General features: G+C 73.1%; 20 protein-coding genes and 1 pseudogene. 5 read left to right on the top strand and 16 right to left on the bottom strand.

Translation table 11 applies throughout. The features are described 5' to 3' along the window. Positions 1 to 3: 3 nt before the first annotated feature. The 5 genes from B4N89_RS31140 to B4N89_RS31160 all read right to left on the bottom strand — a co-directional run bounded on the left by B4N89_RS31140 (position 4) and on the right by B4N89_RS31160 (position 6,946). Positions 4 to 1,893 carry an ABC transporter ATP-binding protein gene (locus tag B4N89_RS31140; protein WP_101897384.1) on the bottom strand — a complete coding sequence of 630 codons (1,890 nt, stop codon included), beginning with the start codon at positions 1,891 to 1,893 and terminating at the stop codon, positions 4 to 6. Positions 1,894 to 2,045: 152 nt separating this feature from the next. After that, positions 2,046 to 4,991, bottom strand: coding sequence for a helix-turn-helix transcriptional regulator (locus B4N89_RS31145; RefSeq protein ID WP_414646435.1), 2,946 nt, complete (start codon positions 4,989 to 4,991; stop codon positions 2,046 to 2,048). Between the two features lie 332 nt (positions 4,992 to 5,323). Further along, on the bottom strand, positions 5,324 to 6,139 hold the full coding sequence (locus tag B4N89_RS31150) for a chitosanase (protein WP_201261071.1): 816 nt from the start codon (positions 6,137 to 6,139) through the stop codon (positions 5,324 to 5,326). 211 nt (positions 6,140 to 6,350) lie between these two features. Next, positions 6,351 to 6,644 (bottom strand): hypothetical protein, encoded by a 294-nt coding sequence (locus B4N89_RS48070; RefSeq protein ID WP_101897385.1) that lies wholly within the window; start codon positions 6,642 to 6,644, stop codon positions 6,351 to 6,353. Continuing rightward, positions 6,641 to 6,946, bottom strand: a complete 306-nt coding sequence (locus tag B4N89_RS31160) for a hypothetical protein (RefSeq protein WP_078979836.1) — start codon at positions 6,944 to 6,946, stop codon at positions 6,641 to 6,643. The genes B4N89_RS48070 and B4N89_RS31160 overlap by 4 nt, the downstream gene beginning before the upstream one ends. A 287-nt stretch (positions 6,947 to 7,233) precedes the next feature. On the opposite strand from B4N89_RS31160, the gene B4N89_RS50105 reads away from it, so the two are divergent. Further along, entirely contained in the window at positions 7,234 to 7,401 is a 168-nt protein-coding gene (locus B4N89_RS50105) for a hypothetical protein (RefSeq protein ID WP_161500886.1), read from the top strand. A 127-nt stretch (positions 7,402 to 7,528) separates the two neighbouring features. Here B4N89_RS50105 and B4N89_RS31165 read toward each other — a convergent pair whose 3' ends face one another. Beyond that, complete coding sequence (locus B4N89_RS31165; protein WP_078979837.1) at positions 7,529 to 8,752, bottom strand: cytochrome P450; 1,224 nt, start codon at positions 8,750 to 8,752, stop codon at positions 7,529 to 7,531. Between the two features lie 317 nt (positions 8,753 to 9,069). Between B4N89_RS31165 and B4N89_RS31170 the strand changes: the two genes are divergently transcribed. Further along, positions 9,070 to 9,627, top strand: coding sequence for a hypothetical protein (locus B4N89_RS31170; RefSeq protein WP_078979838.1), 558 nt, complete (start codon positions 9,070 to 9,072; stop codon positions 9,625 to 9,627). 53 nt (positions 9,628 to 9,680) lie between these two features. On the opposite strand, the gene B4N89_RS51790 is transcribed toward B4N89_RS31170, so the two are convergent. The 6 genes from B4N89_RS51790 to B4N89_RS31195 form a co-directional block, all read right to left on the bottom strand. After that, positions 9,681 to 10,016, bottom strand: coding sequence for a hypothetical protein (locus tag B4N89_RS51790; protein ID WP_235619014.1), 336 nt, complete (start codon positions 10,014 to 10,016; stop codon positions 9,681 to 9,683). A 60-nt stretch (positions 10,017 to 10,076) separates the two neighbouring features. Beyond that, positions 10,077 to 10,664 carry a hypothetical protein gene (locus B4N89_RS51795; RefSeq protein WP_235619015.1) on the bottom strand — a complete coding sequence of 196 codons (588 nt, stop codon included), beginning with the start codon at positions 10,662 to 10,664 and terminating at the stop codon, positions 10,077 to 10,079. Between the two features lie 413 nt (positions 10,665 to 11,077). Further along, positions 11,078 to 12,163 (bottom strand): helix-turn-helix domain-containing protein, encoded by a 1,086-nt coding sequence (locus B4N89_RS31180; protein WP_078979839.1) that lies wholly within the window; start codon positions 12,161 to 12,163, stop codon positions 11,078 to 11,080. An 80-nt stretch (positions 12,164 to 12,243) separates the two neighbouring features. Beyond that, positions 12,244 to 13,236, bottom strand: a complete 993-nt coding sequence (locus B4N89_RS31185; protein WP_078979840.1) for a quinone oxidoreductase family protein — start codon at positions 13,234 to 13,236, stop codon at positions 12,244 to 12,246. A gap of 100 nt (positions 13,237 to 13,336) precedes the next feature. Beyond that, positions 13,337 to 14,425 (bottom strand): winged helix DNA-binding domain-containing protein, encoded by a 1,089-nt coding sequence (locus tag B4N89_RS31190; RefSeq protein WP_235619016.1) that lies wholly within the window; start codon positions 14,423 to 14,425, stop codon positions 13,337 to 13,339. 477 nt (positions 14,426 to 14,902) lie between these two features. Beyond that, positions 14,903 to 16,177, bottom strand: coding sequence for an ROK family transcriptional regulator (locus B4N89_RS31195; protein ID WP_235619017.1), 1,275 nt, complete (start codon positions 16,175 to 16,177; stop codon positions 14,903 to 14,905). 200 nt (positions 16,178 to 16,377) lie between these two features. On the opposite strand from B4N89_RS31195, the pseudogene B4N89_RS31200 reads away from it, so the two are divergent. Next, positions 16,378 to 17,810 (top strand): annotated as a pseudogene (locus B4N89_RS31200) (carboxylesterase/lipase family protein). Positions 17,811 to 17,965: 155 nt separating this feature from the next. On the opposite strand, the gene B4N89_RS31205 reads toward B4N89_RS31200, so the two are convergent. Then, the gene (locus B4N89_RS31205) at positions 17,966 to 18,745 is read right to left on the bottom strand and encodes an SDR family oxidoreductase (protein ID WP_078979841.1); all 780 of its coding nucleotides are present in this window, start codon (positions 18,743 to 18,745) and stop codon (positions 17,966 to 17,968) included. Positions 18,746 to 18,919: 174 nt separating this feature from the next. Here B4N89_RS31205 and B4N89_RS31210 point away from each other — a divergent pair, with 174 nt between their 5' ends. Then, positions 18,920 to 19,531, top strand: coding sequence for an isochorismatase family protein (locus B4N89_RS31210; RefSeq protein WP_078979842.1), 612 nt, complete (start codon positions 18,920 to 18,922; stop codon positions 19,529 to 19,531). A 49-nt stretch (positions 19,532 to 19,580) separates the two neighbouring features. On the opposite strand, the gene B4N89_RS31215 is transcribed toward B4N89_RS31210, so the two are convergent. Further along, on the bottom strand, positions 19,581 to 21,566 hold the full coding sequence (locus B4N89_RS31215; RefSeq protein ID WP_078979843.1) for an AfsR/SARP family transcriptional regulator: 1,986 nt from the start codon (positions 21,564 to 21,566) through the stop codon (positions 19,581 to 19,583). 109 nt (positions 21,567 to 21,675) lie between these two features. Between B4N89_RS31215 and B4N89_RS31220 the strand changes: the two genes are divergently transcribed. After that, entirely contained in the window at positions 21,676 to 22,743 is a 1,068-nt protein-coding gene (locus B4N89_RS31220) for an NADP-dependent oxidoreductase (protein ID WP_078979844.1), read from the top strand. Positions 22,744 to 22,809: 66 nt separating this feature from the next. On the opposite strand, the gene B4N89_RS31225 is transcribed toward B4N89_RS31220, so the two are convergent. Together B4N89_RS31225 and B4N89_RS31230 are read right to left on the bottom strand one after the other, a co-directional pair. Further along, positions 22,810 to 23,616 carry a hypothetical protein gene (locus tag B4N89_RS31225; RefSeq protein ID WP_143658152.1) on the bottom strand — a complete coding sequence of 269 codons (807 nt, stop codon included), beginning with the start codon at positions 23,614 to 23,616 and terminating at the stop codon, positions 22,810 to 22,812. A 62-nt stretch (positions 23,617 to 23,678) separates the two neighbouring features. Beyond that, positions 23,679 to 25,802 (bottom strand): right-handed parallel beta-helix repeat-containing protein, encoded by a 2,124-nt coding sequence (locus B4N89_RS31230; RefSeq protein ID WP_078979846.1) that lies wholly within the window; start codon positions 25,800 to 25,802, stop codon positions 23,679 to 23,681. Positions 25,803 to 25,810 lie beyond the last annotated feature (8 nt).

The following is a 25,810-nucleotide window of genomic DNA, read 5'->3' on the forward strand; positions in this document are numbered from 1 at the left end:
CCGTCAATCCGCGTAGGCCGATGCCTGGATGCGGTACAGCTCGGCGTACTCGCCGTTCTCGCGGATCAGTTGGTCGTGGGTGCCGTGCTCGACCACCTCGCCGGCGCGCAGGACGACGATCCGGTCGCACTCGCGGACCGAGGCCAGCCGGTGGCTGATCAGCACCACCGTACGACCGGCCGCGAGCCGCCGGATGTTGGCGTAGACCGCATGCTCCGCGCGGGCGTCCAGGGCCGCGGTGGGTTCGTCGGCGATCAGCAGGCGGGCGTCCCGGTAGAAGCCGCGCGCGATCCCGATCCGCTGCCACTGGCCACCGGACAGGTCCACCCCGGCCCGGAACTTCTTCGACAACAACGTGTCGTAGCCGTAAGGGAGCCGCGAGATCAGGCCGTCCGCCCCCGCGTCCCGAGCCGCCCGGATCAGCGCCATATCATCCGCGTCCGGCCGATCGGCACGCCCGAGCACGATGTTGCCGCGCGCCGTCAGCGGCCACCGGGTGGGCTGTTGCATCACCAGCGCCACCTGCTCACGGACCCCCACCGGGTCGACCATGGCCAGGTCGGTGCCGTCCCAGTGCACGGTGCCCTTGTCCGGCCGATGCAACGCGGCCAACAGCAGGGCGAGCGTGGTCTTGCCGGACCCGTTCTCCCCGACCAGGGCCACCGTCTCACCCCGCCGAATCACCAGATCCACCCCGCGCAGGGCCGGGCCGGCGCTGCCGGGATACGCGAAGTAGACGTCCCGCAAACGGATTTCGGCGAACCCGTCCGGCACCTCGCACTCCGCCGGCGGACGGGCCCGGTCGGCCGCCTCGGCCAGGAACGTGGAATAGTCGGTGATGTACAGGGACTTCTCGTAGAGCCGGTCCACCGCCACCATCAGCGTGGCCAGCGAACCGCTCGCGGTACGCACCGCCAACACCGCCGTACCGGCCACCGCGAGCGGCACGACCTCGGCGCGCACCAGCAGTCCCAGCGCCACGTAGGTGGCCCCCAGGGCCAGGCCGGACAACGTGCGCCCGACCACCCCCACCCGCACCTGGGCGTAGCCCACCCGCACCTCGGCCCGCTCGACCAGCCGGGCCAGGCGCCGGTATTCGGCCAACAACGGCCGCTCGGCGGTCCCGGCCCGCACTTCCGCCGCCGCCTCCCGGGCGGTGAGCAGGTCGGCGAACAACCACAGTCGCCGATACAGCGTCATGCGCTGAACCATGCCCTCGAACCCGATCCGGGCCGAGCGCAGCGCCGCCCACCCCTGCGGCGCGATCGACAGCGCCAACAGCGGCAGCAGTACCGGATGCAGCCCGGTCACCACGCCGATGCCGACCAGCAAACCGACCAGGGCGCCGAGCAGTTCGACCGCGTGCGCGAGGGCCAGTTGTGCGTGGTCGATGCCGCGGTCGCGCGCCCGGGCGAGTGCGTCGTGCCAATCGGCGTCGTCGAACGCGGCCAACTCGGCACCGACCGCCGCCGCGTGCAACCGCTCCTCGGCGACCCGACGAATCCCCGGCGACAGGCGGGCCTGGGTCGCCGCCACCACCGTCTCCAACCCGGCGCGGGCCGAGGTCGCGACCACCACGGCGATCACCGCCGGCACCGCGTCGCCGACCCGGTCCGCCGCCGGCCCCGAGGCGAACAGCGCCGACAAGGCGCGCGACGTCGCCAGCAGGGCCAGCGCGGTGGCCACCCCGGCGGCGGCCTGGGCACATACCAACACCACCGCCGCACGCCCACTGGCCGCCCACGCCAGGCGCCACACCTGCGCCAGTGCGACCGGCAACCGGGTGACCATGCGACCCAGCCCCGCGTTCGCCGCCTCCCCGTCGAAGGGCGTGTCGTAGCCCTCGCCCAGCTCGTCGAACTCGCCCAACTCCGGTGGCACATGCCCCGCCATCCTCGAACCCCTCCCGGCCGACAAGTGGGGTATGCCCGGGGCGAAGGCACGCTACGGGTGCCAAAGGGAGCGCACGGGTGGCGGCAGGGGCGCCAAGACAGTCCCGCAAAACCCGCACCGGGCAGCCACCGCAACCCGGCACCGGGCCGGGCCTAGTCCGGGATCAACCCGCCGCGCCGCGCCAGGGCAACCGCCTCCGTGCGGCGGGAGGCGCCGACCTTGGCCATGATGTTGGACACGTGCACACTCGCGGTCTTGGCGCTGATGAACAACTCCTCGCCGATCTGCCGATTGCTCAGCCCGCGCGCCAGCAACTCCAACACCTCACGCTCACGCGCCGTCAGCGTCACCTCGTCGGCCGGCGCCGCCGCCGAACCGGCCAGTCGCCCGCGCCGCACCATGGCGTCCACCGCGTCGCGCAGCGGTACCGCCCGCAGCCGCTCCGCGGTCTCCCGCACCCGCTGCGCCAAGGCGGTCGCCTCCTCCCGCCGGTCTGCGGCCACCAGGGCCTGGGCCAGCCGGAGTTCGCTGCGCGCCTGCTCGAACACGTTGCCGTAGCCGTACGCCTCGGCGGTCTTCTCCCACAACGCGACGTCGACCTCGCCGCGCACCCGCGACCACTCGGCCTCGGCGCGCGACAACCACGCGACGCTCTCGGGCCCGGTGCGCGGGAAGCGCCGATTGGGCCAGGACATCGTGGTGCGGGCCCGCTCGATGAACTGCTCCGCCCGCGCCACCTCCCGGGCCGCCGCCTCGGTGTCCCCCGCCGCCCGCAGCTCGGTCGCGGTGTCGCCGATCGCGGACAGGGCCAGGGCGGAGATCCGGATGCCCGCGTCGGGATAGGGGTTGCGGTCCTCGGACAACACGTCGAGCGCGCGCCGCGCCCATTCGGCCGCCGCCGTGGAATCCCCGCGCCAGGCCGCCTCGTCGGTGAGTACCAGGCTGCCGATCAGGGTGCCCATCCAGTTGAACGGCCGCTCCTCGAACAGGGCGCGGGCTCGCTCCGCGACGCCCGGCTCACCCCGGCCCAGCGGGACGTACAGCGCCGCCTCCGCGACGTGCCGGAACGCGGACGGCACCGTCTCGGGCACCACTTCCAGCGCCTCGTCCCAGCGGCCGAGGGTGTACAGGAGCTGGGCGCGCAGATACTGCATGTCCAGCGGATAGGGCGAGGTGGATCTGGTGGTGCGGCGGGCCAGTTCCAGGCCCTCGTCCAGCCAGCCCAGGCTCTCCGCGAGTCGACCGGACTCGAAGCTGCCCATGGCCAGGTTGAACAGCGCCCGCAACTCGATGGTGGTGTTCCCCGACTTGTGCGCCAAGTCGCGCGCCTGGCTCAGCCGTTCGCGTCCCTCGAAGGCCTGGCGGCTGCCCCATTCCAGTCCGGTCAGCGAGATGATCGCGTCGGCGAGCGCGTCGTCGGTGCCCAACTCCTCGGCGGCGGCCAGTAGTTGGTGGCCGAGTCGACGCGCGGTCTCGTCGTCGTTGAGGTAGTAGGCGGCCTGGATGTGGGTGGCCGCCGCCCACAACCACGTGCGTGAGGGCGGGTCGGCGGGGATCATCGCGAGCGCCTGGCTGCTGTACTCGAACGCGGCGTGCAGGTTGTCCACGTTCATCAGGCTGGAGGCGAGCGTGTAGCGCACGGTGACGGCGAGGTCGACGTCGGCGTGTTCGCCGACCCGATCCAGCGCGCTGCGCGCGAAGGCGACGGCCCGATGCGCCTCGCCGGCCCGTACGGCGGCGGCCGAGGCGCGCATCATCAGCGTCACGTCGTCGCTGTCCACCAGCTCGCGGGCGTTCGGCACCGCGTCCCACACCTCGAGGGCCGCTTCGAGGCGGCGCATCTCCTCGGCGGGCGCGCCCATCCGGGCGGCGGAGTCGGCGGCCTCGACGGAGGCGCTGAGCGCCCCGGGCAGGTCGTGACCGGCCCGGTGGTGGTGGGCGCGCTCGGCCGAGCTGCCCGCCCGCCGGTCCGGTTCGCCGAGCAGCCGGGCGAACACGGCGTGGAGCCGGACCCGCTCGCCCGGAAGCAGGTCCGCGTACGCCGCCTCCCGGGTCAGCGCATGCCGGAACGCGTACGTATCGCCCTCGCCGGCGACGAGCAGGTGCCGACCGACCGCCTCGCGCAGCGCGGTCTCCAACTCGTCGTCGGGCAGCTCGACGGCGTCCCGGAGCAGCCCGTGCTCGACCCGGCGCCCGGCCACGGCCGCGGTCCGGAGCACCCGCTGGGCCACGCTCGACATCTGCTCGATCCGGGTGAGCAGCACCTCGGCCAGGCCGCTGGGCACGCCGCCGTCGATGTCGTCGGTGGCGGCCCGCAGCTCCTGCGCGTAGAACGCATTGCCTTCGGCGCGCTCGACGATGGCCCGGACGGTGTCCTCGGGCAGCGGGTCGGCGGCCAGACCGCGGACGAGGCGGGCCACGTCGTCGTCGTCCATCGGCCGCAGGTCGAGCCGCCCGACGGACGGCAGGCGTACCAGTTCGGCGAGCAGCGGGCGCAGCGGGTGGCGGCGGTGCAGGTCGTCGGAGCGGTAGGACGCGAGTACGGTCAGCCGCTGGTAGCCGGCCGCCCCCGGGCGCTGCGGCAGGAGCCGGCTGAGCAAAAAGCGCAGCAGGTCGCGGGTGGACTGGTCGGCCCAGTGCAGGTCCTCGATCACCAACAACACCGGCGCCTGCTCGGCCAGATCCCCCAGCAGCCCGGCGACGTCCTCCAGGAGCCGCAGCCGCACCCCGGAATCCGGTATCTCGCCGGCGTGCTCCCTGCCCCCGCCGGCCCGCAACAACCGCTCCACGGCCGGATGCGCGGCCAGCACGTCGGCATGGCGCTCGTCGGCCTCCAGCCGCCGCAACACCTCGACGAACGGCAGATAGGGCAGCCCGACGTCGCCGAGGTCCACGCAGTGCCCGGTCAACACGGTCATCCCGGCGCCGGCCGCCCGAGCCGCCGCCTCCGCCAGCAACCGCGTCTTCCCCACGCCGGCGTCCCCGGCCACGAGCACGGCACAGGGGTCTCCGCTCCGCCCACGCCCCAGCGCCTCCTCGAGCCGAGCAACCTCCTCGTCCCGCCCCACCAAAGCCGCATCCCAGCCCACATCCGTCACCGGGCCATCTTCACACGCCCCACCCACAGGAACCCCCGGCCGGGCCCGGTCGCGGCTCCGGTGGTCACCTCATCCACGACCACAGCCGCGTTCCTGGCACTCCCGTCACCAGGCTCGGCGCTCCCCTCACCGGGGTGGGTCGGGATCACGGAGAGCCCCGGGGAGGAAGAACGGCGACAACTGTCCGGTTGAGTCCGGTGGGGTGTCGCCGCCCATGGCGGGGCGGCCACGCCGGAGCGGGCATGCCGAAGGCCGCCGCGGGAGGGCGGCGGCCTTGCGGTGCGTGGGAGGAGTCGGGGTCCCGGGCCGGGGGGAACCGGGACCTCGGTGGGTCAGCTCTTGATCGAGTAGCTGTCCCCGTAGACCTTCCAGTTCAGCGGCGGGTTGAGGTCGAGGTTGCCGGCCTTGAGGAAGACACGCTGTTCGGTGTCGACCCGGCTGGTGTCGCTGTGCGCGTCCTCGTGCTTCATGGCGACCTTGCGGGCGTCGAGGAAGGCGTTGAGGTAGGTGGTCTCGTTGCCGCCCTGGGCCGGCGGCTTGGCCTTCTTCAGGGCGTTGGCGCGGATCGAGCTGAAGCTGTCCCGGTCGCCACCGTCGCCGTGCATGACGATGGCGTCGTAGTACATGAACTGGCCCAGCGCGCCCAGGCCGTCCGACTTGCCGCGGTTGACCGCCGGGTTGAAGTACACCCGGTCCCGTTCGTCGTCCTGCGCCTTGCGGAAGTCGGCGTCGCCGGCCGCGGTGGCCCAGGCCTTCTCGAACGAACTGCCCAGCCCGGAATGCGAGTCCGAGCCGTTGACCTTGCGCAGCGCGGGCAGGAACTTGGCCAGCACGTTGCCGGGCTTGCGCGCGGTGTACAGCTCGACCAGGTCGAGCATGTCGCCCGTGCCGGAACAGAAGCCGATGATGCCGGCCGTGTAGCCGCGGCCGTCGTCGATGTCCTCGATGTACTTGTACTGCGCCTTCCAATCCAGGGAGGAGTTCTCCGCGCTGGACACCAGTTGCATCGCGATGTCCTTCTTGTGCGGGTCGTCCAGGTCGACGCGCGCGGCGGCCGTGGCCGAGGCGATCGAACCCGACGATGCCGCACCGGTGGTCGCCGCGTGGGCCAGCGGCCCCGGTACGGCGATCAGCAGGCCGGTGGCCACAAGCAGGGTCAGGCGCTTGCGGCTGCGTCCGAGGTGAGCGTGCACGTGCGTCTCCGTTCCGGCCGATGACGGCCATGTTCGGGGGGCTTGGCGTGCCGGCTGGAATCCTTTGTTAGGAAAGTTTCCTAACTAGGACGAGTCACATTGAAGCACTGCGGGGTTCCGTCGCCAAGAGGTAGAGCCCATCTCGGCCAAACTCGCCCACCACGATTCACCGTCCCGTCACCAGGATTTGAGGATCCATCAGGTGTGCGGCAGCGCTCGCGCGCCGGCGTCGTCCAGCACCACGACGCGCCCCGACCGATCCCACACCGTGATCGACCCGCGTGTTCGCGGAGCCGATGGTGTCGGGGTCCGTACCGGGGAAGTCCAGCAGCGCCAGGGGGATTTCGGACGCATCCGGGCGGACCTCCACCGGACCCGAATCCGGCACGACCGGATGGGCCGCGCCCGAAGCCGACACCCGGCCGAAGGTGCGCGGGACGTACCTCGCGGCGGTGATCACCCTCGGCGGCGGGGAATCCGCCGGCACTGCGGTCGCTCCCGCAGGGTCCAACCGGGCATATCCCAGCGCCACTTGGCAAAACACGTCGGCCCGTCGGCGTCGTTGGGCCCGGCGACCGGCGCCGCACACGAGGTCGCGGTGCGCGCCACGGCCGCGATCAGCCCCAAGGCGGCGTCCTCGCGCCGGATGACCCGCGGACGCGGCGCCGTGGCGTCGAGCAGCGCGGCGGCCGACGCCGCCCGCGCCGCGAGCGGGTCCTCTCGCACGTCCACCCCGGCACCGGCCGGCGCCGAAACGATCACGGCCGGAGGCTATTGAGCGAACTCCCCTCTCCACTCCCGGATTTCGGGGCGGCCGGGGCGCCGGTCGAATCCGCCGACGAATTCGGGAACCGATCGGGGTCGGCACGCGTGAATGTAGTGGACGTCACCAGGCCGCCCCACCCCCTGTGCGAGCCGGTGAACCAGGCCGAACCGGCGCATTCCGAACAGGGTTTGGTCAACTTGCCCTGAATGGGTTGGGATGCCGTTTGCCAATCGATTGGGCTCCCGTGGCAGCCAACCACACCGTCACGTGACAGCATCGGGGCATGGACGAGCATCAGCGACAGCCCGAGGCCGAGCCCGAGTGGCTCGACAACGACGACTTCGAGCGACTCCTGGCCGAGGTTCTGCCGGAGCTGGAGCCCGCGGTGCCGCCGGGCCGAGGCAAGCGGATCCACGAGCGCGCCGCCCACGGGGACTCCGCGGCCGGATGAACCGACCCGCGTGACCCCACTCGAATCGATCCATGTCGCCCAGCGCGACCGCACGTTGGCACAGACCCCCGCGACGCCCCGGCCGCCCGTCGGCCGGGGCGTCGCCCCGTTGTCGGTCGTCGGCCGATCACCCGCCCACGGCAACCGGGAGTTCCCCGTATCCGCGCAGCAGCAGGCGGTCGTCCCGGACCGCTCCCGGCGCCTGCGCCAGTGCGGGGAAGCGGGCCAGGAGGCGCGGGAAGGCCACCGTCGCTTCCAGCCGGGCCAACATCGCGCCGACGCAGTAGTGGATCCCGGCGCCGAAGCTCAGCGGCGCGATCTCGGCCCGCCACGGATCGAACCGCTGCGGCTCGGGGAAGCGCACCGGGTCACGATTGGCCGCGCCGATCAGCAGCAGCACCTCGCCGAACCTGGGCACCGCCACGCCCTCGATCTCCAGGCCGTCGCGGAGCGCGATCCGCGAGGTGAGCTGGACGGGCGAGTCGTACCGCAGCACCTCCTCGACGAAGTCGCCCGGCGGCAATGTCCCCTCGGTCAGCGCGGTACGCGCGCCGTCGTGCCCGAACAGCAGTGCCAGGCCGTTGCCGAGCAGATTCGTGGTGGTCTCGAACCCGGCCACCAGGAGCAGCACGAGGTTGGCGATCAGCTCGGCGTCGGTGATCCCGCCGTCCGGGTCCGCGTCGCGCCGCGCGACCAGCGCGCCGACCAGGTCCGCACTCGGATGCGCCCGCCGCCGGGCGACCAACTCCTCGAAGTAGCCCTGTAGTTCCACGGCAGCGCGGTCCGCGGCGGTCAGGTCGCGCTCGACGGTCATGAACTCGATGGCCGTCATGAGGTCGTGCGCCGACCCCCGGAACCGATGTCGATCCGCCTCGGGCACACCGAGCAGTTCGCAGATCACCCCGACCGGCAGCGGGAAGGCGAACCGGTCCATGAAGTCGACCGGTTCGCCACCGCGGCCGGCCTCGGCCAGGTCGTCCAGGAGCCGGTCCACCGCCCGCTCGACGGCCGGCCGCATGGCGGCGATCCGGCGGGGTGTGAACACGGCCGCGATCGGGGCGCGCATCCGGGTGTGCGCGGGCAGGTTGGTCTGCAGGATCGAGCGGCCGAACAGTTCCAGCGACGGGGGTTCGGGAGAATCGCCGTACATCGTGGCGGTCAGCTCGCGGTCGATCACGCCGAAGTCCCGGTCGCGCAGCACGCGGTCGACGGCGGCGTACCCGGTGACCAGGACGAGCATGTCGCTCACCCGCGCCACCGGGCCCAGCCGGTGGGCCTGTTCGTACAGCGGATAGGGATCCGCCCGGGTCTCGGGCGCGCCGAGCAGTTCGACGATCGCGGTCGCGTCCACGTGATTGCCTCTCGTCCCCGTCCGACGGTCGGCCCGAACAATCGGCGCCGGCCACCTGTCACCCCGTCAACCTTCACCACGGCTTGCGGAGTTCCCCGTTCCGCGCCTTCGGCACGCGAGCGGCGCGAGCGGCGTGGCCCGCGCAACCCCGCGCAACTCCACACGACCCCCATGAGGAGACCGGGCGTCGGCACGTGGGAGCAGACGGACTGCACACCGAGCATCAGTACAGGGCGTGATGCTCCGGTTGCTGTGGGTGAGATTCCGGGCGACCGTGGAGGAACACCCCCGTTTTCCAATGGAAGGGTCCATCAGTCATGCGCAATGCCCGGATCGTCGCCGCCGCCACCGGCCTTTCTCTCCTCATGGGTGCCGGGGCGGCGGTGGCCGTCACCGAGATCGGCACCGCCTCGGCGACACCGCGCACCATCACCGCGCCGCCCGAGGCCGTATCCGCAGCGGACGCGGCGACCAGGATGATCGACCAGTTGGGCGCGGTCGGTGCGGTGACCAAGGCGGTCGGCGACCTGGCCTCGGCCGCCACGGCCGCCCCGCCCGACGCGGCGAAGGTCAAGGAAGCGACCTCCTCCCTGGAGGACGTGGCCAAGGCGCTGCTGGGCAAGCTCCCGACCGCGCCCGCCGCGCTTCCGGTGCGCGGAGGGTCGTCGGCCGCGCCGCTGTCGCCGGCCGACGCGGTGACCGCGCTGCTCAAGGACGGCCAGGACCTGCGCAAGGCGGTCGAGGCGCCCGTCGCGGCTGCCCCGACCACTGCGGACCCCGACGTGCCGACCGCGCTCGCCAACATCGCCAAGGACCTCCTCGGCCTGGTCACAAGCGTGACGACCGCGCTCGGGGGCGGCGCGCTCCCGGCGTAGTCCGCGCTCGCGACCCCGGTCGCGGCACCGCCCTCACGACGGGGTCCGGTCGATCACCGACCGGGCCCCGTCGGCCGTTCCGGAGCGGACGGCCCGGCGAGGGTGTCCGGTGCTCGGCGATCGTGCGGCGCCCGGTGACCGTTCGGCGCCCACCGCCGTACGGCCACCGCCGCCGCCGGCGTGGCCGCCGCCGGCCAGGCCCACAACAACCCCGGACCGACCGCGAACAGCGCCATCAGCACCGCGGGCGACGCCGCGGTGCCGAGCCCGGAGGACAACTGGAAGCGGGACAGCACGCGGCCGACGCGATGGGCGGGCGTGGTGGCCACGATCAGGGCGACGGCGCTGCCGGTGTACATGATTTCGCCGGCTGTGTAGAGCACCGACACCAGCGCGATGGCCGCTGCCCCGCCGTTGCCGCCCAGGCCGCCGGCCGCCCAGAAGCCCAGTTAGGACATGCCGAGCACGAGCCCCGCGCCGGCCAGGGTCGAGTGCCTGGGGTATCGGGACAGGCGGACCACCACGGCGATCCGGGTGGCGACCACGAGGACCGTGTTGCCCACGAAGAGGCCGGCGGACCAGGCCGGCGACGCGTGCAGGTGGGTGACCAGCACCGCGGGCAGCGCCACCTCCAGGACGTTGAAGCAGAACGCGTACGGAAGGTTGGCCACGTCGAGCGCGGTGATCCGCGACCCGCCGCCGGCACGCGACTGCGGCTCGGTCGGCCCGGTGGTGCCCCGATCCCCCGACCGGCCCGTCGCGGTCACCCGCAGCGAGCGGACCAGGAACGCGGCGACGGCATAGCCGAGGCCGGTCACCACCGCGAGTATCCGCAGTGCCCCCGTACCCCCGGCCATCGTCACCGTGGCGATCAGTGCGCCGGCACCCAGGCCCGCGTTGCGCAACGACCGTCCGGCGGCGAGCGCGGCGTCCCGATACCGCTCCTCGGCGACCGTACCGACCAGCGCCGCGTGCGCGGGTGCCCAGCACTGGTTGCCGTTGCCCAGGAACAGCGCGGCGACGGTGAACCCCCACACGGCGTAGCCACCCCATGCGGCGCTGCCGAGCAGTACGGCGACACCTGGATGCCGTACAGCAGCAGGAACGGGCGCAACATCCCGGTTCCCAGCGCGTCCACCCCGAGCCCGAACGTGTAGCGGGGGCCGGCCGGAGGTCCGCATCAGGGTGAGGCGCGTCGGGGCGGACGCGCTGTCGTCGGGGGTCGCGGGGGCCGGGGTCGTGGTCATGGCGACACCGTGGCCGGCACGCCCGTCGGCCGTCACGTCGATTGACGATCGTCGTCAATCGAGACCTGGTCGTGGTGGCGCCGGGTCGGCCTGCCGACCGCGCGGCCGGTACGTGATCCACGAATGCGTCACCGCGGCGACGGCGGCGCTCGGTACCGATCCGCTGACGGCCGTGCCGCGGTGAGGTGGGCGGCGGGTGCGGGTCAGCCCGCCGAGCGGACCCGGTGTACCGCCGGGGCGGTGGCCGGGGCCACGTATTCGGTGAAGAGTTTGGCGACGAGTTCGCCTCGACTGGCGACGCCGACCTTGCCCAGCACGGACTTGATGTGGTCGCGCACGGTGTGCGTGGAGATGTGCAGCCGGCGGGCGATCTCGTCGGTGGCCAGGCCGCTGGTGACCAGCCGGGTGACCTCCGTCTCGCGCACGGTCAGTTCGAACGTCTCGACGATGATCGTGGACACCTCGGACGCCGGGGCCGCCTCGATCATCACGACGGTGAACGCGTCGTCGCCGCTCAGCCGGGACGCGTGGCACACCAGCCAGCGCCCGGCCCGGGTACGCACCCGGACCCGTCCCGTCCCGGCGGCGGCCAGAGTGGCGATCCAGATCGGCGTCGAGGCGTCGCCCGGTTCACCGGTCACGCTCGCGATCCGGGCGCGGGCCTGTTCGTTGGCCGAGACCAGGCGTCCGGCGCGGTCGAAGAGCAGTACGCCGGTGGCCTCCGCCGCCTCGGCGACCGCGTCGGACGTGACCTCCGCCGGCCGCAGGAACCCGCGCAGCCGCCCGGCGAGCGGCGCGGACAGGCCGGCGACCAGTTCGGTGTCGGCGGCGGTGAAGGCCGGCCGGTCCCGGTCGCGGAACAGGCTCACGCTGCCCCACGGCCGCCCGCCCACCCGCAACACCGCGCGCAGTTCGTCGCCGAAACGACGCGGACGCAGGTACGCGTCGTAGAGCGGGCCGAGTTCGGGCCGATCGCCGGTGCTCTCCCGCAACGCCGCCGCCGGGACGCGGGCGTCGACCAGGTCCCGGAACGCGTTGACCGTGTCCGGGTCCGACTCGCTGGTCCAGAACGCGGCGCAGCCCTCCTCGTCCAGGTTCTCCACCCGGATCGGCGCGGCGATCAGCCCGGTGAGCGGATCGGTGGCACGCCACACGGCGGCGTCGAAGGGAACCAGGCGGCGCAGCCGGGTGGACGCGCCGGCGAACAACGCGAGCGCGTCCGGCGCGTCGGCGGCGCGGGCGAGCAGTTCGTCGCGCTTCCAGGCGTCGGTGTCGGGGCGGCGGGTCATGGCGGGTCCGTCCTGGTCGAGGTCTGGCCGGGTCTAGGTCGGGTCGGGTCGAAAGTCTCCTCATTCGGTTTCTTCGGATTTCAATCAACCTCCGGGATCAGCAGAAGCTTCCCGGTCGTTCGGCGGCTCTCCAGGTCCTCGTGTGCTCGGCGGGCCTCGGACAGCGGGTAGCGGCCGCCCAGGTGCGGGCGCAGCGTGCCGTTCCCGGTGCGGGCCAGCACGTCGCGGGCGCGGAGCAGGAGTTCGTCCCGGTCGCGGACGTAGTCGGCGATCCCCGGTCGGGTCAGGTGCAGCGACCCGCCGGCGAGCAGTCGGCCGGTGTCGAAGTCGCGGACCGGGCCGCTGATCCCGCCGAGCAGCACCATCGTGCCGCGCGGACGCAGGCTCGCCAGGCCGGCGTCGAAGGTGGCCGCGCCGACGCCGTCGTAGACCGCGTCCACGCCCTGCCCGGCGGTCGCCTCGCGGATCCGGTCGGCGAATCCGGCGTAGTCGAGCACGAGGGCGGCGCCGGCGGCACGGGCTCGGGCGTGTTTGTCGGGTCCGGAGACGGTGGCGATCACGCGGGCGCCGCAGGCGACGGCGTATTGGGTGAGCAGGCCGCCCAGGCCGCCGGCGGCGGCGTGTACCAGGACGGTGTCGCCGGGGCGGATCCGGTAGGCGTCGTGGGTGAGGTAGTGCGCGGTCATCCCGTGCATCAGGACCGAGGCGGCGGTTTCCGCGTCGAGGCGGGGCGGGATCGGTACGAGGCGGTCGGCGCGGACCACGGCGCGCTGCGCGTAGGCGCCGTACGCGGTGGTCACCGAGCCGTCCATGGCCCAGGCGACCCGGTCGCCGACGGCGACGCCGGCCACGTCCGGGCCGATCTCCAGGACGGTGCCGGCGCCCTCGACGCCGGGGACGAACGGGGTGGGTACGGCGAACACGCCGCGGCGCTGGCTGACGTCGATGTAGTTGATCCCGCTCGCGGCGACCGCCACCAGGACCCGGCCCCGGGTGGGCCGCGGCGTGGGGTGGGTGTCGACGGTGCTCAGCACCTCGGGTCCGCCGTGGCGGGTGGCGATGACGGCCTGCATGCTGCGCGCTCCTCGGGTGGGCGGATTCCGACCCGATCGATCGTGCGCGGCGGGTGGGCGGGCGACCATCCCTCGGATGGGGGATGGCCGGCGCGCGTGATCACCCGTGGGTCAGGATCTCGACGTCGCGGACGGTGGGGTCGGCCGGCGCGGTGAATGTGCACAGCCGGGCCGCTTCGGCCGCGACCGCCTCGGCCGTTTCGGCGGACAGCGGGGCGAAGGGGGTCAGGCGCAAGCCGGTGGGGCGTACGGCCCAGGTGCCGGCAATGAACCCGTCGACGAGAAAGGTCGGCAGTACGAGCGAGTTGCCCGGCAGGACCCGGCGGCGGTACTCGTCGGGCAGGATCCGGGTCCGGTCGGCGTGGCCGAGTACGGCGTTGTCGAAGGCGGGCAGGAACCGGACCGGCGCGGGGTCGTCCTCGGCGGCGAGTTCCGCGTCGGGGAGGTCGTACAGGTCGCGCCCGTCCGCGTCGCGCAACACCCGCAGCGGCATGGCCTCGATCACCGCACGCAACCGCTTGAGCCCGGACCAGGCCTGTACGTCCGCCACACTCGCGGGGCCGAACGCGGCCAGGTAGCGCTCGACCAGCTCGCGGACGCCACGGGCGGGGTCCATCGCCCGGCCGGTCCAGACCGGCGCCAGGGCCATCGGCACCGACGGCCGGTTGCCCCAGCCGCCCCACACGCCGTTGGGCGTCGGGTGCACGATCGGCAACATGCGCTGCACCGCCGCCGCGAGCACGTACCCGGAACGCCCGGGATACCGCTCGCCCAGGAGCCGGCCGAGTTCGCGCCGCGCGAGCTGCCCGTCGGCCAGCAACTCCGCTCCCGTGGCGGCGAGTTCGGCGGGATCGAGACCGCGCGTCTCGGCCGCGTAGTAGCTCGCGCGCAGCTCGGTCCCGGGCGCGGGTTGGAAGTGCGGCCGAATCCAGGCGTAGTCCTCGGCGGCGGCGAGGTGCTGAGTGCCGCGCAAAAGCGGGCCGCGAACCACGTCCTTGTCCGTGTACAGCTCGGTCAACTCCGCGTGCCCAAACCCCGCGATGCGCGACCACAGGCCCACATAAGGCCAGTTGGGCTCCTGCGCCTGCATGGCGACCAGATGCCGGACAACCTGCGCGGCGGGCCGGCGACTGCGCTCGGCAAGGAACTGACGGGCGATCAGCGTCCGGTTGAGCACGCGGCGGGACACCGGGGGCGGGATGCGCCGGAAGGGGACTCCATGGCCACAAGCATGCGCAAGAATGCGGCAGACTCCGTTCCTGATTCCCGTCATCCGGATGCCTTCCGGGCCTTCCACGCAGGTGAGGCCGTCGACCGGGGTCAGCGGGCCGGGAGGCGAGACGGGCGTGTTGGTCGGGAAAAAGCGGCCAGTGGCGGCGGGCCGGGGTGGGGCCCGGGTCATGTCTGCCGGACTTACGTTCCCGAGTGGGTCGGGTAGTCGTCGGCGGGCGTTGCGCCTTTGGCTGCGGGTGGCCGATGCGGGGTCTGTCCGAGTCAGAGGTGGGCCGGGCCGGCCCCGGAGCCACAAGCCCATCGCACCCCGGAAACACCCCACCCGCCCCGGAAGGCGACCGGCAGACTCGGCTCGGCCCGCCCCCGCCGTCTGCGCCGGTCCGCCAACTCGCCTACGGCGGCGCGGGATTGGCCGACGTTGCCGGGGGTGCGGTCAGGGTTTTCGGGGGGTTGGATGGGGAACCTGGGTTGGGGTGTTCAAGGTGGTTTCTCGGCTGGTTTGCAGGGCGCCTCTCAGGGTGGCTTCCTCGGACAATCTGCCCGGGGTGATGGTGGGTTCCAGGTGGGGGGCGACGGCGCGGCGGCCGGACAGGGTCGTGTTGATGCCCTCTGTGAGCCAGGGGTGCCAGGTTGCCAGATAGCCGCCGAGGATCACCTCGGCGGGGTCGACCAGGCCGGTGATGGCCAGTACCGCCGCGCCGATCGCGCGGCCGGCGGCGGTGAGGGCTTCGGTGGCGGCCGGGTCGCCGGCTCGTAGGCGGTGGTCCAGTTCGGTCAGGGCCGCGTCGATGCCCTCCCGGGTGGCGATGTCGGCGAGGCCGGCGGCTGTGGTGAGTGGTTCGGGGCCGACGTACATGGCCAGGCAGCCGCGTGCGCCGCAGGGGCAGGCGGGGCCGTCGAAGGCGAGTGGGATGTGGCCCACCTCGCCCGCCAGGCCGTGTGTGCCGGTGTGGATTCGGCCGCCCACCACCAGGCCGCCGCCGACGCCGGTGTCGGCCTTGATGTACGCGACGGCGTAGGGGAGTTCGCCGCCCTGTTCGGCGCGGGCGTGGTACTCGGCCAGGGCCGCCACGTTCGCGTCGTTGACCAGATCCACCGGGCAGGCCAGGTCCGGCAGGTGCGCCGTCACCAGCGCTCGCAGGTCGGTCCTGGCCCAGCCGAAGTCGATCGCGGCGGCGACGGTGTGGCCGGGCCCGGTGACCGGCCCCGCCATGGCGATCACGACCCGCGCGAGGTGTGCGTCGGGCCGCGTGCGGACCACCTCCTCGGCCCGACGGATCGCGTCGGCGAGCACGGCGGCCAGCGGCTCGGGGTCGCCGAACGGCGCGCGGTGCGGGACGGACGCGCGGTGCACCACGTCCCCGTCCAGGTCGGCCGCCAGCACCTCGACCCGCTCCAGGGTCACCTGTACCGCGATGGTCACCACCCGCCCCGGCACCAGGCGCAACAACCGACGCGGCCGGCCCCGCCCGCCGGAGGAGGCCGAGCCGACCTCGGCCACCAGGCCGCGCCCGATCAGCTCGGCGGCCAGCGCGGTGACCGACGCGTGGACCAGGCCGGTGGCCGCCGCGACCTCGGTCCGCGCGCACGGTCCGTGGGCGGCGATCTCGCGCAGGACCAGTGCCAGGTTGTGGCGGCGCACGGCGGCGGTGTCGGTGGGGCTTGGGCCGGGCACGGGGCCGGGGTCGGGTGTGGCGGCGGTGTTCACGTCGTCGATTGTGCCCTGGCCTCTCCCCCGGTCGGGAGCTATTTATTTCAACTCTTGCAATATTTAGTGACCCGGGTCGATACTCACCGACAAGACCAGACCCGTCGGACGCCGACCACCCCGGCCCCGGCCCCCGCACCCTAGGATCGCCCGTGTCCCAGCAGCCCCTCGTCACCACCACCCTGGGCCCCGTCCGGGGTGTGTGGCAGGACCGGTCCGCCCGCTTCCTGGGCATCCCTTACGCCAAACCGCCCGTCGGCGACCTCCGCTTCGCCGCCCCGAGGTCCCGGAGCCCTGGATAGAGCCGCTGGCCGCCACCGCCTACGGGCCTACCGCCCAGCGGCGCGGCTTCGGCGAGGGGCCGACGATCATCCCCGAGCCGTCGATCCCGGGCGACGACGTACTCAACCTCAACGTGTTCACCCCCGACCCGAGCCCGGACGCCGCGCTCCCCGTACTGGTCTGGATCCACGGCGGCGGCTTCGTGGCCGGCTCCGCCGCCAGCCCCTGGTACGACGGCGGCAGCTTCAACCGCGACGGCGTGGTCCTGGTCTCGCTCGGCTACCGCCTCGGGATCGAGGGTTTCCTGCACCTGGCGGACGCGCCCGACAACCGGGGCGTACTGGACTGGATCGCCGCCCTGCGCTGGGTCCGCGACAACATCGCGGCCTTCGGCGGCGACCCCGCCAAGGTGACCGTCGCCGGCCAGTCGGCCGGGGGCGGCGCGGTGCAGACGCTGATGGCCACCCCGTCCGCGCACGAGTTGTTCCGGGCCGGCATCTCGGTCTCCGGCGCGGTGATGGACCCGCAGCGCCGCGCGGACGGCCTCGCCGTGGCCGAGCGCTTCACCGCCCGCACCGGCCTGCCCGCCACCGCCGCCGCGCTGCGCGACCTCTCGCACGAGGAGCTACAGCGCCTGCAGGACCTGGTCACCGCGCCCGAGGACGGCGCCGCGCCGCTGCCCGAACTGCTCCTCGCGCCGTTCGCCGACGGCGAGTTGATCCCCGAGGACGTGCACGGCGCGTTCCGGGACGGCTCGGCCTCACCGGTTCCGCTGATGCTCGGCGCGACCCACCACGAGTTCAACTTCGCCGCCGAACTCGGCATGGCGGACGCTCCGATCGAGGCCGCCGTCGGCGTACTCGGCTCGATCGGCCTGTCGCCCGAGGGCACCTCGGCCTACCTCGCGCTGCACGAGGGCTCGACCCCCGCCGGGATCATCGGCCAGGCGATCACCGACTCGCTGTTCCGGGCCGCCGCGTCGTCGATCGCCGAGGCGCGGGCGGGCCAGGGCCGGCCGACCTGGATGTACGCCTTCGAATGGCGCTCCACCGCCCCGATGTTCGGCGGCCAGGCGTTCCACTGTCTCGACCTGCCGTTCGCCTTCGACCTGCTCGGCGCCGAACGCGCGAAGGACGCGACCGGCCCCGACGCGCCCGTCGCGCTGGCCGAGGCGATGCACGGGGCCTGGGTGTCGTTCGTCCGCGACCTCGACCCGGGGCGGTCCTGGCCGCGCTACACCCGCTCGGGGTGCGAGACGATGGTGTGGGACACGACGCCCTACGTCGCCGGTGACACCCTGGCCGCCGAGCGCGAGATCTGGGCGACGCGCTCGCTTCCGACGACGGCCTGATCGGGGCCGGCCGAGGGCGGGCGGGTACGAGTGCCGACGGCGCCCGGCCCCGGGTGGGCATGCCCACCCGGGACGGCCGCCCGCGTATGCGGGTCACGCGGTCGCGCGAGCAGCCCGCACGGCGCTCACACGACGGCGGGCGACCCGCATGCCGCTCACGCCGACGTGCCGGCCAGCCAGTCGCGGTAGGTCGGGCCCACGAGGGTGGCGTGCGGGCCCGGGAGCAGGCCGCCGTTCTCGAACAGGCCGCGGTCCGGGTTGGCCGGGTCGCTCGTCTCCTCGACGCGGACGGTGTGGCCACGCCGCTCCAGCACCAGTTGCGCCACCTCGGCGAGGTTCTCCTCGCGCGGACCGGCGATCTCCGCGAACGGGGTACCCGCCGTCTCGGCGATCGGCCCGTCACCGGTGGCCAGTTCGACCAGGCCCTCCGCCACGGTCCGCGCGCCGATCAGCTGGGTACGCATCCTCGGCACGTGGCACACCTCGCCCCGTATCCCCCAGCTCGCCAGTTCCTCGACGAACTCGTGGAACTGCGCCGCGCGCAGGATCCGCACCGGCACCGGCCCGGCGAGTACGGCCTGCTCGTGGGCCAGCTTGGCCGCGTTGTAGCCCGCGACCGAGGCGTCGATCCCGATGATCGAGGCGACCACCATGCGCCGCACCCCGGCCTTGGCGCCCGCCTCCTGGAGGTTGCGCGCCGAGGTGGTGAAGAAGTCGGTGGCCTCCTGTTGGTCGGGTGAGGGTGTGCTGGACACGTCGATGACGCAGTCGACGCCCTCCAGCGCCTCGGGGAGCCCCGCACCGGTGATCACATCCACGCCGGCGGACCGCGAGATCGCGACCACGTCGTGCCCGCGCTCTCGGAGCACGTCGACCACGTGCCGCCCGGCCCGACCGGTGGCTCCGACGACCGCGATCCGCGAACGAGTCTCCATGGTGTTCTCCCTCTTCGTATCCGTCCCGGGGCCGCTCGGCCCCGAAGTGCTGCGACACCACGTTGACGATGCCGGGCGCCCCCGTGTGACACCCGGGAGCAACTTATTGCAGACCGGGTCGCGCCAGGTGCCCCGACCGGCAGCGCCGCAGATGACCAGGCAGGATGGGGTGGCATGACGCAGAACGTGGACGCCGTCTCGGCATTGATCATCGTGGACGTACAGGTGGCCTTCGTCACCGGTGAGGGTGCGGTCCCGGACGCCGCGCGGGTGGTGGATCGGGTCGGCGCCCTGCTCACCGAGGCGCGGGCGCGCGGGTCGCTCGTGGTGCATCTCCAAAACGATGGACCCGTCGGCGCGGACGACGAAACCGGCTCCCCGGGTTGGGAGTTGATGCTGCCGGTACGGCTCGGTCCCCGCGAGGTGGTGATCCGCAAGACCGAGGACGACGGCTTCGACGGTACGTCGCTGGCCGAGGTGCTGGCCACGGCGGATGTGGCCGGCGTCGCCGTGTGCGGCGTGATGTCCGAGATGTGCGTGGGAGCGACCGCGCGGGCCGCGCTGGAACGCGGCTACCGGGTGGTACTTCCACACGACGCGCACGCCACGTACGACATCCCGGCCGCGCCCGGGATCAGCGAGGCGGTACCGGCCGCGATGGTCTCGCGGGTGGCCGAATGGGCACTGGGCGACGAGGTCGAGATCGTCCCGCACGCCGAGGACGTCGTCTTCACCACCGCCGGCACGGGCACCGCTCGCCCCGAAAACGCGGAACACCCGGCATAGCGCGCCCGCCGGCACGGTATCCGCCGTCGCACCGTCGGGCGGCCGTACCTCAGATCAGGCCCGGTCGGCTCGCGAGTTCGCCGGCTTCCCGCATCCGGTCCAGCCCGTACGCCCGGACCGATTCGGCCAACCGGTAGCGGGGGCCGTCGGGTTCGATCGTCATCGCGACGAGGGAGCGGTCCACCAGGCGCGTCAGGGCGTCGACGGCATCGAGGTCGCCGTCGACCGCCCCGGCGACCTCGATCGCGTCGGCGAGCCGCCGGTCGCCCTCGGTCACCGACAGGCGGCGCAACGCGGCCTGTTCGGGTGGGGACAGCAGATCCCAGCTCCAGTCCAGCATGGCGCGCAGGGTGCGGTGTCGTGCCGGGCCGGCCCGCCGGCCCGAGGCCACGATCGCGAATCGATCGTCCAGGCGGGCGGCCACCTCCGCGACGCCGAGGCCGCGTACCCGGGCGGCGGCCAGTTCCAGTGCGAGCGGGATCCCGTCCAGACGACGGCAGATCGTGGCGACGGCGGCGGCGTTGCCGGCATCGAGACAAAAGCCCGGTACGGTCGCGGCGACCCGCTCGACGAACAGCTCCACGGCCGCGTGGCCCATCGGATCCTCCGGCGCAGACCCCGGCGAGGGCACCGGCAGGGGCGGAACGGGCCACAACCGCTCGCCCGGCACGGCCAACGGCTCCCGACCGGTGGCCAGAATCCGCAGACCTGGCACCGCACGCAGCAGCCCCTCGGCGACGGTGGCAACCGCGTCGACGACGTGCTCGCAGGTGTCCAACACCAGGAGCAGCCGCCGGGACGCCAACGCGGCGGCCAACGGGCGCAGTTCGCCGCCGGCTCCCGGGACCGTGCCCAACTCGCGGGCGATCGCCGCGGCGACGTCCCCCGGGGTGGCGGTGGCGCGGTCAAGCTCCACGAGGTCGACGAATCCGACCGCTTCGACACCTGGGAGGCCATCCGCGACCGGCGGTGGTGCGCCCCGGGCCGCCTCGACCGCCAGCGCGGTTTTGCCCACACCGCCCGGGCCGGTGAGGGTGACCAGCCGTTCCGTTGCCATCAACGCCCGCACCCGCGCCACCGCGTCGGCCCGGCCGACCAACGGCGTGAGCGCAACGGGCAACCCCAACGACACGGACGGGGCAGCGGCAAACGCGACGGGACCCGAGCCGGAGCCGGAGTCGGAGTCGGGCACAGCACCCGACCCCGCTGCCGAGTCCGGAACCCGTTCCGGCGCAGCGACCGGCCCCACGCGGGAATCCACCATCGCCGAACCCCGCGCAGTCGCCTGCAACCCGGGGTCCTGCCGGAGGATCCGCTCGTACAGCGCCGCCAACTCCGGCCCCGGATCCACGCCCAGTTCGTCCGCGAGCCGCTCGCGCAGTTCCGCGTACACCGCCAGGGCCTCGCTCTGCCGCCCGGCCAGGTACAGGGCGCGCATGTACACCGCACGCAGACGTTCGCACAGCGGGTGGCGGGTCACCAGGTCGCCGATCTCGTCGACCGGCGAGGGCTGTTCGCCCAGGTCGAGCCGGGCCAGCGCGTGCTCTCCCTGGGCGGTGATCCGTTCCTTGTCCAGCCGCACGGCCACCGAGCGGGCGAACTCCTCGTCGGCGACGTCGGCGTACGCCGGCCCTCGTCCCAGCGCCAACGCATCGGTCAGCAGTGTCTTCCGGACCTGCGCGTCCTCGGTGGTCCTGGCCCGCTCGACCAGGACCCGGAAGCGGCCCGCGTCCACCGCGTCGAGCGAGACGGCGAGGCGATATCCGGGCGGCTGCCACACCACAAGGTCCCGTCCACCCGGTTCGGCGGCCTCCAGGGCGCGGCGCAGTTGGGACACCCGGGTCTGCAGCGTGGCGACGGGGTTGCGCGGGAGTCGGCGGCCCCACAGGTCCTCGATCAGCCGGTCGGCAGGCACCGGTCGGCCCTCGTGGATCAGCAGATCCGCGAGCAGTGCGCGCACCTTCGCCTCCGGGATCGGCACCGACGCGCCGTCCTCCGTCCAGACGGCCAGCGGGCCGAGCACCCCGAATCGCACCCTCGCACGCTACCCCACCCCGACCTACAGCCGATCGGAAGGAAACCGGAAGCGCGGCCCGCCAATGTATGGACTGCCGCACCGACCGAGAGACAAGGAAGTTCCGGCGATGAACACGACGAACAACAGCACCGACAACCCCATCAACCTCAACAGCGACAACAGTTCCGACCACCCGCCCGTGAACCGGGAAATCCACCTGGTGTCACGCCCGGCGGGCGAACCGGAGGCCACGAACTTCGCACTGGTCGAGACGGAGATCCCGCAGCCCGCCGAAGGGCAGATCCTGGTCCGCAACAACTGGATGTCGGTGGACCCGTACATGCGCGGCCGGATGAACGACGACGCGTCCTACATCGTCCCGTTCGCGATCGGCGCCGTACTGGAGGGCCACGCGGTCGGCGAGGTGGTGGCCTCCCGCAGCGCGGAGATCGCCGTGGGCGCGACGGTGTCGCACTTCGCCGGGTGGCGGGAGTACGCGGTGATCGACGGCGCGGAGGCCACCGTCCTGGACGTCTCGGCCACCCGCCCGCAGGACCACCTCGGCGCGCTGGGACAGGTCGGCTTCACGGCCTACCTCGCGGTCGCCGAGACCGCTCCGGTACGCCAGGGCGACGTGGTCTTCGTCTCCGGCGCCGCCGGTGCGGTGGGCAGTCTGGCCGGGCAGATCGCCCGCAACCTCGGCGCGTCCCGGGTGATCGGATCGGCCGGCGGGCCCGAGAAGGGGCGGATCCTGACGGACGTGTTCGGCTTCGACGCCGCGATCGACTACCGGGCCGGTTCGATCGCGGAGCAGTTGGCGGAGGCGGCGCCGGAGGGCGTCGACGTGTACGTGGACAACGTCGGCGGAGACCACCTGGAGGCCGCGATCGGGGCGATGCGGATGCACGGGCGGGCCGCCATCGTCGGCATGATCAGCGGCTACAACGCCACCGAACCGGTTCCGGGCCCGAGCAACCTCTATGACCTGGTACTTCGGCAACTGACCCTGAAGGGCCTCCTGGTCGTCGACCACTACGACAAGTTCCCGGCATACCTCGCGCAGGCGACGAAGTGGCTCGCGGAAGGCAGCCTGCGCACCCGGGAAACGATCGTGCACGGCATCGACCGGGCCCCGGAAGCCTTCCTCGGCATGCTGCGCGGTGCCAACACCGGCAAAATGCTCGTCCGCCTGTAACCGCACCGCCGACGGAGTCGAAGCGGGGCTCCGCTTCGCGGCGGCCGGGGCCGCAGGGCCGAACTCCTACTCCGCCTGGTGGACCACCGGATCCGCGCTCGTGCCCGGGAGGACCCGGGCCGCCGTGATGCGATGGGTCAGTTCGGTGTCGAATGCCGTTGTCGTCAGGTCGCGGCGGATGCGTTCGCGGGCCTCGTCGAAGGGCGGGGGGCTCGTCGACGGGTCCGCCCTACCGAGGAGTTCGGTGTAGCGAGCGCGCAACCGGGCCTCCGATACGTCCACTTCGAGGGTGCCTGCCAGTGCCGCCGACCACTCGGCCGTCTCGGTGCGGGCGAAGCCCTCCTCGTCGTAGCGCGGTACCCCCGGCATCGGGCGTCCGGACGAACGTGCCGCCTCTCGCCGGGCGTTCTCCGTGTCCAGGCGGGTACGGAAGCCCGCCTCGCTCGGGTCGGTCGACAGTCCGGCCTCGCACGCCCACCGGCGCAGCACGATATCCGCGACCGCCGCCCGCAGCGACCGCTCGACCAGTACCTCGTGCGGCGTGCGGCCGGCGACCGGCGTGGCCCAGTAGGCGGTTCGGCCACCGTGCATCGGGAACTCGGCCACCACCTCCGCCCGCAGCCGCGTCGCCGCCCGCCGCAGGTGGGCCGCCGTCACCGGGACGCCGTCCACGGTCGCGACCACGGCGGCCGGATCGACGGGGGCGGCGGGCGGGGTCGCCGCAGCCGATCCCGCCCGCCCGGTGGCCGCCGAGAACGGGTCGAGGAGAAGCACCGCCAGTGCCCCGACCACGCCGAGCGCGGCGACGCCGAGCGCGACACGTGCCGCCACCCGGCGCCGCGCGGCGGAACCGGCGCCCGGAGCGCCCTCCACCGCCCGGCGCCTCACGGCGGAACCGGCCCTCGGTGCCCCCGCGGCCCGTTCTCGGCCGGGCATCAGACGACCTTCACGTCGAACACGTGCAGGCCGGGCCCGGCGATCGGGCTGCCCGTCGGCAGGGTCACCGACGCCACCGTTCGGCCGGGGTCGATGGCGAGGGAGGCGACTCGTACCGTGACGTCCTCCTCGGAGCGGGCCGATGCCGGTGTGCGGTAGTCGGTCTGCGGCTTGTGGTGGTAGGCGGCCCGTACCGCGACCTGGTCGCTCGGGCCGGCGGTGGTGCTCCACCAGTCGCCGAGGGTCAGGGTCGCGGTCGTGGTGGTGCCGTCGGTGTAGGTGACGGTGGTCGTGCCGCTCTGGGCGCCGTACGCGCCCGCGCCCAGCACCACCAGGCGGCTGCCGTGGCCGCTCAGCGCGATCCGCTGGCCGGCGGCCTTGACGTTGTCCGGCAGGCCGTAGGCGCGCGGATGCCAGGTGAACTCGGCCCCGCCGGCGGAAACTCGGGCGCCCCGGGCGTAGCCGGCCGCCGCCAGCGCCTGGCCGGAGTAGCTGCGGCCGGACAGTCCGAAGCCGCCGACGTCGGGATTGGCGTCGTCACCGACGCCGACGTTGTTGTACGCGGCGGCGATCGAGGGGTACAGCGGCGGCGCGGCCACCGCCGGGCCGTTGTACGCACCCCGGTTGACCCCCGTCCCATCCGAAGGGACGGCGTTGCCGAAGTAGTCGCTCGTGCCCAGGCCGGGAACGGCAACTCCCGTGCCCAGTGCGGGAGAGCCCGCGAGCAGCGCGTAACCGGCCGCGTCGGTGCGGCCGGTCGCCGTACCCGGTGCGGCCAACCTCGGGTCGGTGGTCACGGCGGAGGTGTCGCCGGTGGGCGCGGCAAATCCGCCGTGGTAGACGTTGGCCCGATAGGCGACACCCGTGCCGATGGGCAGCGCACCCTGACCGGCGACGAAGACGTTGTTGGCGACGAGGGTGTTCGCACCGGGGCCGTTGGGGAGTTCGACGTCGAGCTTCTTGCTCGGGCAGAAGAAGGTGTTGTTGTACATCCGCAGCGGACTGGTGTTGTCCCCCGAGGCGTTGGCTCTGATCCGGCAGTCGTCCTGGGCGATGTTGAAGCGCAGCACCTGGGTGGCGTGGAAGTTGCCGAAGGAGGTGCAGTTCTGGCAACCCAGGTAGAAACCGCCGCCGTTGTCGTGCGAGTAGTTGAACTGGTAGGTGCAGGATCCGGTGATCGCGCCGTCGCAGTCCCAGGCGGTGGAGTCGAAGATCGACGGCCGCTGACGGGTGACCTCGTTGTATTGGAACACCGGGTCGCGCGAGTTGATCGGCCACATGCCGGCGAAGTTGCCGTTCACATAGGGGTACTTGCCGCCTCCGCCGTCGTCGAAGAGGTTGTATTCGACGAGCGGCGCGTCCGAGCCGTGCACCACGATGCCGTCGCCGCCGACGCTGCGGATGGTGTTCGCCCGAATCAGTACGTCGCGGTGGAAGTCGGCGGGCTTGACCGAGATCTTGATGCCGCCACCACCGGTGTCGTGGACCTGGTTGTCGGCGATGGTGATGCCCTCGATCGGGCCGGCGGTCGGTTTGCCGAGCACGACGATGCCGGCCGACGCGGAGAACCAGCCCGCGTTGGCGCCCGTCTTGTCGCTCCAGCCGGCGACGTCGGAAACCTCCAGGTCGCGCAGCACGATCCCGTACTTGCGGTCCGGGGTGGTGGTGTCGACCTGAACCCCGGTACGCAGCGCCTGGGTCGGCGCCGGATTGGTCACGTGCAGGCCCTGTACGGTCCACCAGCTCTGGTCGACCAGGCGGAGGGTGGCGGGGCCGCCGGTACCTTGCACGATCGGGCGTGGGCCTTCGCCGTAGGCGCCGATCGTGACGGGGTCGCCGGGGGCGCCGTTGCCCCTGGGTTGCAGCGTGCCGACGCAGACGGTACCGGCGCGGAGCAGGATGCGGTCGCCGCCGGCGTAGGTACGGGAGTTGACGGCGCTCAGGTCGCCGAGCGGGTCGTCGGGGCTGCCGGCGCCGTCGGGTCGGCCCACACCGCAGTCGACGTAGGTCGTGGTGGGGCCGGTCGTCGCGGCGCCGGCGGTCGGGGCGAGGGCGGCCAGGCCGGCCAGGCTCGCCATGAGGGTTGTCGCCAAAGTGGCGGCGATCGGTCTGAAGCCGTGCATGTGACCTC

Origin of the sequence: Embleya scabrispora, from assembly GCF_002024165.1 — a bacterium.
GTDB lineage: Bacteria > Actinomycetota > Actinomycetes > Streptomycetales > Streptomycetaceae > Embleya > Embleya scabrispora_A.